General features: G+C 44.7%; 1 protein-coding gene. It reads right to left on the bottom strand.

The window, feature by feature from the left end; genetic code table 11:
• The coding region (locus tag AC1DUA_RS40130; protein ID WP_477504947.1) for a LamG-like jellyroll fold domain-containing protein at window positions 1-575 on the bottom strand (575 nt) is incomplete at both ends.

Genomic DNA, 575 nt, shown 5'->3' with positions numbered 1-575 from the left:
GTTCTGAGCTGCTCGCAAAGCCCAAATCAAATCGAGATAAGCTTGATCAATTACTGTTGCTCCAGAACCAGAAGTTAAGGATTTTGCTGCCGAAATCTGGGCTGCCAGGCCGTTTTGCACCTGCACAGGAAGCGATAATCCCGTTGTTTCCGTAACATGAGCAATGAATTGCTCAGATTCTTGAATTTTTGTCGTCAACTGACTGAAATTGTATAGAGAGTCTGATGATCCTTCTTTATAAGAATCGGATAACGCTTTGGCTTCTGTTGCGGACAACGAGCGTTTCCATATTTTCAAGTCGTCTAGCGTAACGTTCGCTCTGCCATTGTCTTTATTGCCATCTGCCCCAAGAATAACGTTAAAAGAAGTATCCATACTGGATGTACCCAGCACCGAAATGTCCTTGGTTGCCTTCACAGCGCCGTCCACATAGGTTGAAGCCGTGTTATGTGCCCGATCTACGGATATCATAAAATAGTGCCACTCCGTTCCTACGTTTGTTGCTGAATAATCAATACGATTGCCCGCAGCAGCCATGTTAAGAGTCATGTAGTTTGAAGTGGAAGGACCAACAT

Source organism: Paenibacillus sp. 01T422 (assembly GCF_056398785.1).
This window is presented reverse-complemented; position numbering and strand designations above follow the sequence as displayed.